General features: G+C 70.5%; 10 protein-coding genes. 3 read left to right on the forward strand and 7 right to left on the reverse strand.

Annotated features, from left to right (window positions below; genetic code table 11):
- Window positions 1-2 precede the first annotated feature (2 nt).
- From kdpB to kdpF, 3 genes are read right to left on the reverse strand one after another with little or no spacing between them, the layout of a single operon-like run.
- Window positions 3-2,162 (reverse strand): potassium-transporting ATPase subunit KdpB, encoded by a 2,160-nt coding sequence (kdpB, locus tag BKA00_RS11795; protein ID WP_185024941.1) that lies wholly within the window; start codon window positions 2,160-2,162, stop codon window positions 3-5.
- A complete protein-coding gene (gene kdpA, locus BKA00_RS11800; RefSeq protein WP_185024942.1) occupies window positions 2,162-3,829 on the reverse strand; it encodes a potassium-transporting ATPase subunit KdpA in 1,668 nt (555 codons plus the stop codon). Before kdpA ends, kdpB begins: the two co-directional genes overlap by 1 nt.
- Window positions 3,829-3,918 carry a K(+)-transporting ATPase subunit F gene (gene kdpF / locus BKA00_RS38805; RefSeq protein WP_185024944.1) on the reverse strand — a complete coding sequence of 30 codons (90 nt, stop codon included), beginning with the start codon at window positions 3,916-3,918 and terminating at the stop codon, window positions 3,829-3,831. Before kdpF ends, kdpA begins: the two co-directional genes overlap by 1 nt.
- Before the next feature lie 645 nt (window positions 3,919-4,563).
- On the opposite strand from kdpF, the gene BKA00_RS11810 reads away from it, so the two are divergent.
- Complete coding sequence (locus BKA00_RS11810; protein WP_185024945.1) at window positions 4,564-6,198, forward strand: AMP-binding protein; 1,635 nt, start codon at window positions 4,564-4,566, stop codon at window positions 6,196-6,198.
- A 16-nt stretch (window positions 6,199-6,214) separates the two neighbouring features.
- On the opposite strand, the gene asnB is transcribed toward BKA00_RS11810, so the two are convergent.
- The 4 genes from asnB to BKA00_RS11830 are packed head-to-tail and all read right to left on the reverse strand — an operon-like array spanning window position 6,215 to window position 11,612.
- On the reverse strand, window positions 6,215-8,038 hold the full coding sequence (gene asnB / locus BKA00_RS11815) for an asparagine synthase (glutamine-hydrolyzing) (RefSeq protein ID WP_185024947.1): 1,824 nt from the start codon (window positions 8,036-8,038) through the stop codon (window positions 6,215-6,217).
- 39 nt (window positions 8,039-8,077) lie between these two features.
- Window positions 8,078-8,875 (reverse strand): alpha/beta hydrolase, encoded by a 798-nt coding sequence (locus BKA00_RS11820; RefSeq protein WP_185024949.1) that lies wholly within the window; start codon window positions 8,873-8,875, stop codon window positions 8,078-8,080.
- On the reverse strand, window positions 8,872-10,437 hold the full coding sequence (locus tag BKA00_RS11825) for an amino acid adenylation domain-containing protein (RefSeq protein WP_185024950.1): 1,566 nt from the start codon (window positions 10,435-10,437) through the stop codon (window positions 8,872-8,874). The genes BKA00_RS11820 and BKA00_RS11825 overlap by 4 nt, the downstream gene beginning before the upstream one ends.
- On the reverse strand, window positions 10,434-11,612 hold the full coding sequence (locus BKA00_RS11830; RefSeq protein WP_185024951.1) for an acyl-CoA dehydrogenase family protein: 1,179 nt from the start codon (window positions 11,610-11,612) through the stop codon (window positions 10,434-10,436). The genes BKA00_RS11825 and BKA00_RS11830 overlap by 4 nt, the downstream gene beginning before the upstream one ends.
- A gap of 468 nt (window positions 11,613-12,080) precedes the next feature.
- Here BKA00_RS11830 and BKA00_RS11835 point away from each other — a divergent pair, with 468 nt between their 5' ends.
- Complete coding sequence (locus tag BKA00_RS11835; protein ID WP_185024952.1) at window positions 12,081-12,359, forward strand: acyl carrier protein; 279 nt, start codon at window positions 12,081-12,083, stop codon at window positions 12,357-12,359.
- A gap of 7 nt (window positions 12,360-12,366) precedes the next feature.
- Window positions 12,367-13,716 carry a TrpB-like pyridoxal phosphate-dependent enzyme gene (locus BKA00_RS11840; RefSeq protein WP_185024953.1) on the forward strand — a complete coding sequence of 450 codons (1,350 nt, stop codon included), beginning with the start codon at window positions 12,367-12,369 and terminating at the stop codon, window positions 13,714-13,716.
- The last annotated feature ends 36 nt before the right edge of the window (window positions 13,717-13,752 follow it).

Consider the following 13,752-nt stretch of genomic DNA (forward strand, 5'->3'; position numbering starts at 1 on the left):
TGTCAAGACATCCCTGGAAGGAACTGGACGATGAGGTCGATGAGCTTGATGCCGGCGAACGGCGCGACGATGCCGCCGAGTCCGTAGACGCCGAGGTTGCGCGACAGCAGCCGGGAGGCGTTGCTCGGCCGGTACTTCACCCCGCGCAGTGCCAGCGGGATCAGCGCGACGATGATCAGCGCGTTGAACACCACGGCCGACAGGACCGCCGACTGCGGGCTGGACAGCCGCATGACGTTGAGCGCGTCCAGGCCCGGGAAGAGCGTCACGAACAGCGCCGGGATGATGGCGAAGTACTTGGCGATGTCGTTGGCGATGGAGAACGTGGTCAGCGCCCCGCGCGTGATGAGAAGTTGCTTGCCGATCTTGACGATCTCGATGAGCTTGGTGGGGTCGGAGTCCAGGTCCACCATGTTCCCGGCCTCCTTGGCGGCGGAGGTGCCGGTGTTCATCGCCACTCCGACGTCGGCCTGGGCGAGCGCCGGGGCGTCGTTGGTGCCGTCCCCGGTCATGGCGACGAGCCGTCCCCCCTCCTGCTCCTTCTTGATCAGGGCGAGCTTGTCCTCCGGCCTGGCCTCGGCGAGGAAGTCGTCGACCCCCGCCTCGTCGGCGATCGCCCTGGCGGTCAGCGGGTTGTCACCGGTGATCATCACGGTGCGGATGCCCATCGCCCGCATCGCGGCGAACCGCTCGCGCATGCCCTGCTTGACCACGTCCTTGAGATGGATCACCCCCAGGACGCGCGCTTCCCCGCCGCCGGACTCGCCGACCACGAGCGGTGTCCCGCCGGACGCGGAGATGCCGTCCACGATCTGGCCGAGCATCGGCGGCACGCTGCCGCCCTCCCCGCGGACCCAGTCGGTGACCGCGCCGGCCGCGCCCTTGCGCAGCGACCGCTTCGTCCTCTCGTCCAGGTCGACGCCCGACATGCGGGTCTGGGCGGTGAACGGAACCCACTCGGCGTGGGAGAGTTCCCCGGGCGCGCGCTCGCGGAGTCCGTACCGCTGCTTGGCCAGGACCACCACCGAGCGGCCCTCGGGCGTCTCGTCGGCGAGGCTGGACAGCTGCGCCGCGTCGGCCAGCTCTTCCTCAGGCACCCCGCCGAGCGGGAGGAACTCGGCCGCCTGCCGGTTGCCGAGGGTGATCGTGCCGGTCTTGTCCAGCAGCAGGGTGCTCACGTCGCCCGCGGCTTCGACGGCGCGCCCTGACATCGCCAGGACGTTGCGCTGGACGAGCCGGTCCATCCCCGCGATGCCGATCGCCGACAGCAGCGCCCCGATCGTCGTCGGGATCAGGCACACCAGCAGCGACACCAGCACGATCCCCGTGACACCGTCCGCGCCCAGGGCCGGCGAGTCCGGTACTCCGGGACTGGTGTCCCGGGAGTAGATCGCCAGGGGCTGGAGCGTCGCGGTGGCGAGCAGGAAGACGATCGTCAGCGCGGCGAGCAGGATGTTCAGCGCGATCTCGTTCGGCGTCCGCTGCCGGCTCGACCCCTCCACCAGCGCGATCATCCGGTCGATGAACGACTCCCCCGGCCGCTGGGTCACCCGCACCACGATCCGGTCCGACAGCACCCGGGTGCCGCCGGTCACCGCGCTGCGGTCGCCGCCGGACTCCCGGATCACCGGGGCCGACTCCCCCGTGATCGCCGACTCGTCCACGCTCGCGATGCCGTCCACGACGTCGCCGTCCGCCGGGATGGTCTGCCCCGCCTCGACGACCACGACGTCGCCCGGCGCGAGCCGCGGCGCGGGGACCGGCTCCTCCCGGACGTCCACCGCCCCGGGCCGCCAGCCGACCAGGCGCCGGGCCGTCATGTCGCGTCTGGCCCGCCGGAGCGTGTCCGCCTGGGCCTTGCCGCGGCCCTCGGCCACCGCCTCGGCCAGGTTGGCGAAGACCACCGTGAGCCACAGCCAGACGACGACCAGCCAGGCGAACCAGGTCGGATCGGTGACCGCCAGGACCGTGGACCACACGGCGCCGATCTCGACGATCAGCATGACCGGGTTCCGCCACAGCGTCCGGGGGTCGAGTTTCCGGAGCGCGTCCGGCAGGGACCGCAGCATCTGCCGCGGGTCGAGCAGGGCGCCCCGGCCGCGGTCCGAGGGTTCGGAGGCGGGTGACTGCGCGGGCCCCCGCGCGGTATGCGTCGTGGACATCAGTGGATTCCCTCTGCCAGCGGCCCGAGCGCGAGCGCGGGCAGGAACGTGAGCGCGACGAGGACGACGGTGACGCCCGCGACCAGCCCGACGAACAGGGGCCGGTGCGTGGGCAGCGTGCCGTCCGATTCGGGGGTGTGCCCCTGGCGGGCCAGGGAGCCGGCCAGGGCGAGCACGAAGATGATCGGCAGGAACCGGCCGAAGGCCATGCACAGCCCCAGCGCCGTGTCGTACCAGACCGTGTCGACCGTGAGGCCGGCGAACGCCGAGCCGTTGTTGTTGGACGCCGAGGTGAACGCGTACAGGACCTCCGACAGGCCGTGCGGGCCGGAGTTCAGCAGGCCCGCGCGGCCGCTCCCGGTCGCCATCGCCGCGGCGCTGCCGGCCAGCACGAGCGCGGGCGTGACGAGGAAGTACATCGCCGCGAACTTGATCTCCCGCGCGCCGATCCTCTTGCCGAGGTACTCGGGCGTGCGGCCCACCATCAGCCCGGCCACGAACACCGTGATCACGGCGAGGACCAGCATCCCGTACAGGCCCGAGCCGACGCCGCCGGGCGCCACCTCGCCGAGCATCATGTCGACCATCGTCATCATGCCGCCGAGGCTCGTGTAGGAGTCGTGGAAGGAGTCCACGGCGCCGGTCGACGTCAGCGTGGTCGCCGCGGCGAACACCGCCGAGTTCAGCACCCCGAAGCGCGCTTCGGTGCCCTCCGTCGCAGCGCCGACCGCGGTCGGCACCGTGCCGTGGTGCATGCCCTGGAAGATCATCGTGAGCGAGACGCTCACCAGGGCGAGGACGCCCATCACCGCGGTGATCGCGTACCCCTGCCGCACCTGGTCCACCATGCGGCCGAAGGTCCGGGGCAGCGCGAACGGGATGAGAAGGATCAGGAAGATCTCCAGCCAGTTCGTCCACGCCGCGGCGTTCTCGAAGGGGTGCGCGGAGTTGGCGTTGAAGAAGCCGCCGCCGTTCGTCCCGAGTTCCTTGATCGCTTCCTGGGACGCCACCGGGCCGCCCGTCAGCGTCTGGGTGCCGCCCGCGACCGTGTCCACCGTGTGGTGGGCGGGGTCCCAGAAGTTCTGCACCAGCCCGCCGGACACCAGCACGACCGCGCCGGCGAAGGCGATGGGCAGCAGGATCCGCAGCGATCCCCTGGTCAGGTCGACCCAGAAGTTGCCGAGGTGATCGCTCTTGCGGCGCGCGAACCCGCGGACGAGCGCGACGGCCACGGCCATGCCCACGGCGGCCGAAACGAAGTTCTGCACCGCGAGCCCGGCCATCTGCACCAGATGGCCCATCGTCGACTCGCCCGCGTACGACTGCCAGTTGGTGTTGGTCACGAAGCTGACCGCGGTGTTCCAGGCCTGGTCGGGCTTGACCGGGTCGAACCCCAGGCTGAGAAGGAGGCGGTCCTGCACCCGCTGGAAGCCGTAGAGGAACAGCACGCTGACGACCGAGAACGCCAGGACGCTGCGCGCGTACACGCCCCAGCGCTGCTCGCCCCCGGGATCGACCCCGATGAGCCGGTAGAGCACCCTCTCCACGCGCGAATGCCGCGTCCCGGAATAGACCTTGTACATGTAGTCGCCCAGCGGCCTGTGGGTCAGGACGAGGGCGAGCAGAAGCGAGCCGAGGAAAAGGATCCCGGCGGACGTCGGGCCCACTAGAAACGCTCCGGGAAAAGAAGGGCCGCGACCAGGAAGGCGACCAGGAGCACGGCCAGCGCCAGGCCGATTCCGTTCTCTGCGGTCACAGTCGCTCGACCGCCTTCACGACCAGCGCGAACAGGGCGAAGACCGCCACCGTCAGCAGGATGAACGCCAGATCTGACATTTCTCGATTCCTTAGGGCGGTCGAAGGCCGCCACGGAGCGCCGGGTGCTCGTCGCACCCGCACCCGCTTCGGGGGTGCATCAGGCAGTAAATGTCACTTACCTGGCATATCCACGAGGCGTTGACGCGTTCTTAGCGCCCGGGAAGCGGCGCTTAACGCGTCCTTAACGGGGGTACTACCGGCCCTCCGCCCGCCGGTGGGGATACTCGGCCCGCCAGCGGTCGACGAGGGCGGGCATCTCGCGGAACTCACCGCGGAGTGCGCTGAGTAGTCGCGGAACTACATCGCGGCAACCACTACTTCCGGTGGCCGGATGGTGCCGCTCGGTCGAGGAAACCCCGAACATCACTCTCGTCGGCGGTCACCTCGCGTCGAGGCGGGCTCGGCTCCCGCGCCTTCCCCTAGGGTCCGTCGAGCACCGGTGCTCATTGGTCCGCGACCGCGCCTGACCGGAATTCAGGCGCGGCTTCGAGGGTGGTGACCGGAGGAGGAATCCGGGTTATGTTGATCTCCAATTCCGCGCGGACCGGTCCACCCTTCCCGAAGATGTGATGGTGGTGCAGGCATGACCCCGACCTCTGCGAACTACCGTGACCGCGGCTGGTGGCGGGACGAGACCTTTGCCGACGACCTCCGGCGGCACGTGCGCGAAAGGCCGGGAAAGGCGGCGGTGGTCACCAGGCGCCAGTCCGACGGGCGGACGCACCGGCTCGACTACGAGCGGCTCGCCGCCGCCGCCGACAGGTGCGCCGGCGCCCTGGTCGAGCTCGGGCTGCGTCCCGGGGACGTGTTCGCGGCCCAGCTCACCGACCGGTGGGAACTCGCCGCGATCACGCTCGGCTGCATCCGGGCCGGGGTCGTGTACTGCCCCCTCATGAAGACCTACCGGCGCCGCGAGCTCGACGTCATGCTGCGCGTCACCGAGGCGCGGGTCCTCGTCACCATGCGGGAGGACAACGGCGACCGGCTGGGCGAACTGGGCGCCGACCTGGCCGCGGAACTGCCGTCCCTGGAGCGCGTGTTCGTCGCGGACGGCCAAGGGCCGGAAGGCACCGAGGAATTCGAGTCGTTCTTCTTCGGAACCGCCTGGGAGGAACGGCACGGCCATCTGCTGGACGAGCGGGAACTCGGCCCCGACGACCCGTATCTGGTGCTGTTCACCTCGGGTACGACGAGCGATCCCAAAGGGGTCCTGCACAGCCAGAACACGCTTTACGCCGCCATTCGCGGGGAGGCGGAGACCTTCGGCCTCGACGAGACGCTCGTCATGTACACCACCGCCCTCTACACGCATTACACCGGTGTCGTGCAGGGCATGCTGATGCCGCTGGCCCTGGGCGGCACCATGGCGTTCCAGGACGCCAAGGACCCCGGCGACGCCCTCGATCTCATGGCCCGGCACGGAGTCACGTTCTTCTACTGCGCACCCTTCTACCTGCTGAGCCTGATCAAGGAGCAGCGGTCCGCGCCGCGCGCGCTGCCCGCACTGAAGTGGCTGGTCAGCGGCTCGGCGCCGATCCCCCCGTACTTCATCGGCGAGACCGCGAGCGTCTTCGGGCTCCGGCTGCACTCGCTGTGGGGCATGACCGAGAACGGCCCGGTTACGATCACCCGTCCGGACGACCCGGAGGACTGGGCCGCCCACAGCGACGGGAGCCCCATCGCGGACATGGAGCTGCGGATCGACCCCGTGTCGGACCGGACCGGGGGCGAGGGCGTGCTGTGGGTGCGGGGGCCGACCCAGTGTCTCGGCTACTACCGGCGGGACGAGCTGTACGCGGCCGACCTCGACGAGGACGGGTGGTTCGACACCGGCGACCTGGCCCGGCCGGACGGCCGCGGCGGCATCCGGATCACTGGCCGGGCCAAGGACATGATCCTGCGCAACGCGAACATCGCGCCGGTCGCCGACCTGGAGTCGATCATCGGCCGGCATCCCGGCGTGCGCGACGTCGCGGTCATCGGCCTCCCCGACGAGCACGAGGACGAGACGATCTGCGCCGTGGTGGCGCCGGTCTCCGCGTCCTCGCCCGTCACGCTCGAGGAGCTGCAGAGCTCGCTGGACGAAGCCGGGATGACCAAGGCGTACTGGCCCCGGCGGCTGGAACTCCTGGAGGTCCTGCCCACGACCGCGACGGGGAAGATCCGGAAAGAGGACCTGCGCCGGCGCTACGCGCGACCGGAGGGCACGCGGCGGTGACGGGGGCCGCGCGGGGTCACGCCACGACGCGGACCCGGGTGAGCCACCGGTTCAGTTCGAGGAGGTAGGACAGGCCGATCGCCGAGGTCCGGGCGGTGATCGGGCCCGGCAGCGAGTCGAGCTCGGAGGTGACCGCCCGGCGGACCCGCTCCCGGTCCATGAGGTCGAAGAGCGGGGCGCCCGGCTCGCCGATCATGTCGACGACCAGGTTCTTCAGCGTCTCGACGTAGCCGGGGTCCCGGCTGGCCGGGTAGGCGCTCTTGGGCCTGTTCACGATCTCCTCCGGGAGCAGGTCGGCGCAGGCCCGGCGCAGCAGCGCCTTCTCCGTCCCCCCGTCGGCCTTCATGCCCGCGGGCACGTTGAACAGGTACTCGGCGAGCCGGTGGTCGGCGAAGGGCACCCGCACCTCCAGGCCGACGGCCATGCTCATCCGGTCCTTGCGGTCCAGCAGCGCGCCCAGCCAGCGGGTCAGCCCGAGGTGGAAGACCTCCCGCTGCCTGCGCGCGGCGCGGTCCTCGCCGTCCAGGTGCGGGACCTCCGCCAGCGCCTCCCGGTAGCGGTCGGCCTCGTAGTCCGCCGGCCGGATCGCGCGCCTCACCTCCTCGCGGAGCAGGGACTGCGGCTGGCGCCGCGCGTACATCCAGGGAAACGACGTGTGCCGGACGTACCGGTCGTCGACCTGCCAGGTGTAGCCGCCGAACATCTCGTCGGCCGACTCCCCCGACAGCGCCACCGTGCAGTCCTCCCGGACCCCGCGGAACAGGTGGTACATCGAGACGTCGAGATCGCCCCATCCGGGGAGGTCCCGCGCTCGCAGACCGCGGTCGAGCCCCGCGACGAGGCTGTCGGTGCCGACCTGGACCACCGAGTGATCGAGCCCCAGCCGTTCGGCGACCAGGCGCGCGTACGGCTCGTCCGGGCTGGGCCGCCACAGGTCGCTGCCCGGCGCGGCCGGCGCCGGGACGCTCACCGAATAGCTGGTCAGCTCCCCCGCGAACTCCCGGGCGGCCAGGGCCGTGATCGCGCTGGAGTCGATCCCCCCGGACAGCAGCGTGCCGACCGGCACGTCCGCCACGATCTGGCGCCGGACGACGTCGGTGAGCAGGGAGCGCACCCGGGCCGTCGTCGCGCGGAAGTCCTCGGTGTGGGGGCGGGCCTCCACCTGCCAGTACCGGCTCTCGCGACATCCGGAGGCGTCGGCGACGAGGAGGCACCCCGGCCTCAGCTCCCGCATCCCGCGGTAGACGGCGTGGCCGGGCGTCCTCGCGCGCGGGACGGCCGTCAGCTCGGCGAGGCCCTCCAGATCCACCTCCGCCTCCATCTCGGGGTGGGCCAGCAGCGCCTTGGGCTCCGAGCCGAAGATGATCCCGTCGCCCAGCCGGGCATAGTAGAGCGGCTTGATGCCGAGCCGGTCCCTCACCAGGAGCAGTTGCCGCGCCCCTTCGTCCCAGATGGCGAAGGCGTACATCCCGTTGAGCCGCGTAACGAGATCCGCGCCCCACTGGAGGTAGGCCGTCAGCAGCACCTCGGTGTCCGACCGGGTGCTGAACGACCAGCCGGCCGAGCGCAGCTCCGCCCGGAGCTCGTGGAAGTTGTAGATCTCTCCGCTGAACGTGATGACGACCGGATCGCCGTCGTGCCCGTTCCGCAGCATGGGCTGCCGCCCGCCCTCGATGTCGATGACGGCGAGCCGCCGGTGGCCCAGTGCGGCGTGGCGGGAGAGCCACGTCCCCTCGTCGTCCGGGCCCCGCAGCGCCTGCGTCCGCGTCATCGCGGTCACGACGGGACCCTGCCGGGAGAGGTCCCGCGTCCAGTCGGCCCATCCGGTTATGCCGCACACGTGGGCTCCTTCGGTCGTCCTCTTGGGGGTGCGCGCAGGTCAGGCGGAAAGGAGACGGCTCCGCGCGAACGCGAAGAGATCGGGGAGACCGGCGTCGACGAACTCCCAGTCGTGCCCGCCGGGCCGTTCCCGGTAACGGTGGGGGACGGAGCCGGCCGCGAGCGCCTCGCGCATTCTCCGGTTCATGCCGATCATCCGGGGATGGTCGTCCAGCCCGACGTCGAGATGCACTTCGATCGGGTACTTCGCGTCCCGGTCCCGGACCGCGCGGTAGGGGTCGTACTCGCGCCGGACCTCGCTGCCGACCGGCCCCCAGACGCGCTCGTGGTCCCTCGTGGTCGGCATGGCCAGCCTCTGCCCGTCCCGCAGGTGCTCGTAGGGGTCGCCTTCGCGCAAGGGCGCCTCGAACGCGCCGGCGCTGCTGCACACGACCGAGAACACTTCGCCGTGCCGCAACGCCTGGTAGAGGGCGGCGGCCCCGCCCATGGAGAACCCGCCGATGCCTCGCCCGTCCCGGGACGCCACGGTGTTGAAGGCGTCATCGACACGGCCGACGACCTCTCCCACGAGGTAGTCCTCGTAGCGCCGCCCCCGGGCGTCGTTGATGAACCATGAGCGTCCGGACTCGGGGAGGACCACGACGAGCCCGGCCGAGTCCACGAGTGTGGAGAGTTCGGCGCACTGGAGCCAGGTGTTCCGGTTGCCGCCGAAGCCGTGCAGGAGGTACAGCACTGGAAAGGCGCGGCCGGTCGGCGAGTACCTGGACGGCAGAAGGACGTTCACCGACTTCTCCCGGCCGATCGACGCGCTCCGCCAGGTCTCGGTCAGGACCTTCATTCCGGATCCGCCCCGGTCTCGCCCAGCCGCCTCCGGTCGATCTTCCCGGTACCGGTGACCGGGAACGCGGTCCTGACGTGGAACCGCTCGGGGACCATGTAGCGCGGGATCTCGGCCAGGCAGTGCCGGCGCAGCCCGGAGATGTCGAGCGGGTGCGCCTCGGGCACCACGTACGCCTCGACGACCCGTTCCCCCGTTCCGTCGTCGACCGCCACGCACGCGGCCTCCCTGACGTTGTCCGCGGCCGACAGGACCGCCTCGATCTCGCCGATCTCGACACGGTGGCCCCGTATCTTCACCATGTCGTCCTCACGCCCGCAGAACACGTAGTTCAGCTCGTCGTCGAGCCGGACCAGGTCCCCGGTCCGGTACGCGTCCAGCGTCTTCCCGTCGGCCTGCGCGATCGACACCGTTCGCGACGCCGTGAAGTCGTCGTCGCGCCAGTAGCCGAGCATCACCGAGTCCCCGGCGACGCACAGCTCCCCGGATGCCCCCGGCCGGTGCTCCACCGGACGCCCGGCCCCGTCGATGATGAACGTCGCCGCGTACGGGCAGGCGCGTCCGATCGGCACCGGGTGCCGGCGGTGGTCCGCGACGTCCGGCTCGCGGACGCGGTGGAAGACGCAGACGTTGGTCTCCGTCGGGCCGTAGAGGTTGTAGAAGTCGGCCTCGGGGACGAGCGAGCGCAGTCGCCGGAGCGGGGCGATCGGGAACGTCTCACCGGCGAACAGGACGACCCGCAGCCGCGACCCGGCCAGCAGTCCGCTGTTCTTCGCGGCGAGCATCCGGGTCAGCGCGCCGGGGACCGAGTACCAGACGGTGATGCGCTTCTCGGCGACGAACTTGTTGAGCGCGCCTCCAAGGCCGACCTGGCTCTCCGGGACGAGCACCACGCAGCCGCCCGCCATGCACGTCGCGAACAGGTCGAGCACGGAGAGGTCGAAGTGGAAGGGCGCATGGCTGGAGACCCTGTCGGCCGGACCCAGACCGAACTCGGCGACCGCCCACTCCACGAACGCGCGAGCATTGCCGTGGGAGAGCACGACCCCCTTGGGGACGCCCTTCGATCCCGAGGTGTGCAGGATGAAGGCCGGGCTGCCGAGGTCGGAGAGAGGACCTGGCCCGTCGTCCGCCGGAGCGGCGGCGAGCGCCTCCTCCCAGCTTGTGACGGACGCGTCCGCGGCGGGACCGACGGACACGATCCGGCAGGAGGAGTTCTTCCGCAGCCATGCGACCCGGTCGTCCTGGGCGATCACACAGGCGGCCTCGCAGTGGGCGATGATGTGGCCGGCCCTTCTGAAGGGCGCGCTCGGGTCGATGGGCACGTACGCCGCGCCGGCCTTCAGCACCCCGTGCACGGCGATGACCGCCTCGATCGACTTGTGCAGCCACAGAACGACCCTGTCGCCGGGGACGACACCGCCTTCGACCAGCGTGCGGGCCAGGGCCGAACTGCGCCGATCCAGCTCGCCGTAGGTCATCGCCTCGCCCTGGAACTCCACGGCCGGGGCCTCCGGACGCTTCGCGGCCCAGTGGCGCAGGCAGTCGCTCGGACCGTTCACCTTCCCTCCCCGCTCCCCCCGGTGTCCGGCCAGGCGAGGCCGAGCTTCCCGGAGATGATCACACGCTGCATGTCCGAGGTGCCCGACGAGATCGTCATGCCGAGGGCGTCCCGGAGGTTGCGTTCGGCGCGCCCGTCGGAGGAGTAGCCGAGCGCCCCGTACACCTGCATCGCGCTGGTGAAGATCTCCGCCGCCGCCTCGCTCACGTACAACTTGCCGACCTCGGGGAAGATGCTCGCCTCCGGGCCGTCGAGTTCCGCCGCGGCGCGGCGCAGGAGCATGCGGGAGATCTCCCAGCGGATCCGCATGTCGACGATCCGGTTGGAGACCGACTGGTAACGCCCGATGTGCCTGCCGAACTGGCGGCGCCGCCGGCAGAAGCGCGTGCACTCCTCGATCTCCCGCTCCATGACGCCGAGCCACGGCGCCAGGAGAAGCGCCCGCTCCCACGCCATCGTCCGCGCGAACACGGCCGATCCCTGCTTCTCGGCACCGAGCCGCCGGGAGGCGGGAACGCGGCACGCGTCCAGTTCGACCTCACCCCAGCGGGCGGTGCGAAGGCCCATCTTCTCGGCCTGCTCCTTCACCGAGACGCCGGGATCGTCCCGCTCCACCAGGAAGGCGGTGACCCCGGTGAACCCGAGCTCCGGGTCGACGGTCGCGTAGACGACGAACACGTCGGCGACCGGCGCGTTCGTCACGTAGCGCTTGCGCCCGGTCAGGACGTAGGAGTCGCCGTCGCGTTCGGCCGTGGTGGCGAGCGACAGCGCGTCCGACCCGCTTTCCGGCTCGGTCATCGCGTTGGCCCCGACGAGGCGGCCCGCGGCGAGCCCGGGCAGGTACGCGCGCCGCTGACGCTCGTCGCCGAACTTCCAGACCGGCACCTCGACGGCGAGGACGTGGGCGCCGATCGCCATCATGAGGCCGTTGTCGAGGCAGCCGTGGCCGAGCCCCTCCATCGCGTGCGCGTAGTCGACGGGACCGCACCCGGATCCCCCGTACTCGGACGGCAGGATCAGGCCGAGCACGCCCTGTTCGGCGCAGCGCGACCAGTCGTCGCGGCCGAAGACCCCGGCCCTGTCCCGCTCGGTCACGTCCTTGCTCAGCGCCTCTTCGCCGAACGCGCGGAAAACGCGGTACAGGCCGTCCCGGTCGCCGTCCCATTCGAACCGCATGGCTCTCCAATCCCCCGAGCGGGATGTCATGCCATATCGAGAATCACCGGCGGTGGGACGGTGCCACCACCGCGCGGAATCGCAAGCGTCACCCTTCCGGTCCGCCAGGCGGCCACGGGAAACCCGGCCGCGCCGCACCGATCGCTGCCATTGTGCATCCGTGAAGCGATCTTGAGAAGCCCAACTTCTGCCAAATGGGCGCCGGCGGAGGGCTCCGTACGGCCTCTTGCGCCCCCCGGACGCCTGTCGTACGGTACGGACCGTCAACCAATCGAAGCGGAAAACGTTCCGGCCATGGACGGCCCGCCACCGGTTCGTCGGCGAGAACCGGGGCTCGGACGGCCAGGCGCCGGTAAGCGATGCGCCGTTCCCCGTAACGGGCGCCCCCGATCCGCGGGTATCCATTTCCCGCCGAGCCGAATCCCCCTTCGCCTTTCCCCGGCCGACGCCGCAGACGAGGTGCATGCCATGGATCGTGCCAGCAACGTGGACCTGGCGGCGCAGATCAAAAGCATCATGATCCGCGTTCTCGATTTGGACATCGCCCCCGGGCGACTCGACGAGAAGGTCTCGCTCTACTCGCCGGTCGTGGGCATGGACTCGCTGAGCCTGCTGCACACCCTCGTGGAGATCGAGAAAGAGTTCGACATCGAGATCGACGACGAGGACGTGATGCTCGCGGAACTGAGGAACGTGGGAAGCCTTGTCGAAATGATCAGCGGAATCATCGGCGCGGAGGACGGATAAGCGTAACATGCGCGAGGTTTTCGAGCTGGACAGGGACCGGGTTCCCACGCACTGGTACAACATCCTCGCGGACCTTCCGGTCGAGGTGCCCCCGGCGCGGCCGGCACCGCCGAGGAACGGCGACGCGGAACCGCTCCAGCCGCAACTGCCGTTGTCGATGTACCGCCAGAGCATCGGCCGCGAGCGCTACGTCGAGATTCCCGGTCCCGTCCGATCGGAGTACCAGCGCTGGCGCCCGACGCCCCTTTTCCGCGCATCCAGACTGGAGAGCGCCCTCGACACCCCGGCGCACATCTATTTCAAGTACGAAGGCACCAGCCCGTCCGGCAGCCACAAGATAAACACCGCGCTGGCACAGGCCTATTACTACGCCAGGTCCGGCGTCAGGGAGATGGTGACGGGAACCGGCGCCGGCCAGTGGGGCACCGCGCTGGCGATGGCATGCCACCCGTACGGCATGGCGTGCACCGTCTTCATGGTGCGGTCCAGCTACGAGCAGAAGCCGTACCGGGGCACGCTGATGCGGTTGAACGGGGCGGAGGTCGTCCCGAGTCCCAGCACGAGGACGGAGGTGGGCAGGGCCGCCCTGCGCGCCGACCCCGACTCGCCGGGCACTCTCGGGATCGCGAACGCCGAGGCGATCGAGTACGCGAACGGCCGGAAGGAGGCGCGGTTCTCGATCGGCAGCGGGGAGAACCACGTCCTCATGCACCAGACGGTCATCGGCGAGGAGGCCCTGCTGCAGATGGAGCTGGCCGGCGAGTTCCCCGATGTCGTGATCGGCGCGATGGGAGCGGGCAGCAACTTCGCCGGACTGACCTTCCCCTTCTACCGGGCGGCGCTGGCAGAGAACACCGGTACGCGCTTCCTGGCGGTGGAGCCCGACGCGTGCCCAAAGATGACCAGGGGCAGCTACATGCTGGACTACACCGACTACTCCGGTGTGACCCCCGCGGTCAAGATGTACACCCTGGGGCACACGTTCACGGCGTACCACATCCACGCCGGGGGGCTGCGCTACCACGGCGCCGCTCCGATCGTCAGCGCCATGTACGACCACGGGATGGTGGAGGCGACCTCCTACTCGCAGACCCGCGTCTTCGAAAGCGGCGCCGCGTTCGCGAAGGCCGAGGGGCTCGTTCCCGCCCCCGAGTCGGCCCACGCCGTCGCCGCCGCGATCGACGAGGCGGCACGAGCGCGCGAAGAGGGCGCGGAGCGGGTCATCCTGGTGGGTCTCAGCGGCCATGGCCTCCTGGACCTCGGCGCCTACGAGAGCCACCTGGCCGGAGAGACCGTCGACGTCGCGCCCACCGACGAGGAGATCAAGGCGTCCCTGCGCCTCATCGAATCGCTGTGACGCCCGCCCGGAGGACCTCGCCCCGCGCGGCTCCGC

The sequence above is a fragment of the Actinomadura coerulea genome (genome assembly GCF_014208105.1).
Classification (GTDB): domain Bacteria; phylum Actinomycetota; class Actinomycetes; order Streptosporangiales; family Streptosporangiaceae; genus Spirillospora; species Spirillospora coerulea.

Bases quoted from the DNA above. Each gene is read 5' to 3' on its own strand.
- BKA00_RS11830 (WP_185024951.1), bottom strand. From the start codon at position 11,612: ATGCGGTTCGAATGGGACGGCGACCGGGACGGCCTGTACCGCGTTTTC.
- kdpB (WP_185024941.1), bottom strand. From the start codon at position 2,162: ATGTCCACGACGCATACCGCGCGGGGGCCCGCGCAGTCACCCGCCTCC.
- BKA00_RS11840 (WP_185024953.1), top strand. From the start codon at position 12,367: ATGCGCGAGGTTTTCGAGCTGGACAGGGACCGGGTTCCCACGCACTGG.
- BKA00_RS11810 (WP_185024945.1), top strand. From the start codon at position 4,564: ATGACCCCGACCTCTGCGAACTACCGTGACCGCGGCTGGTGGCGGGAC.
- BKA00_RS11820 (WP_185024949.1), bottom strand. From the start codon at position 8,875: ATGAAGGTCCTGACCGAGACCTGGCGGAGCGCGTCGATCGGCCGGGAG.
- BKA00_RS11835 (WP_185024952.1), top strand. From the start codon at position 12,081: ATGGATCGTGCCAGCAACGTGGACCTGGCGGCGCAGATCAAAAGCATC.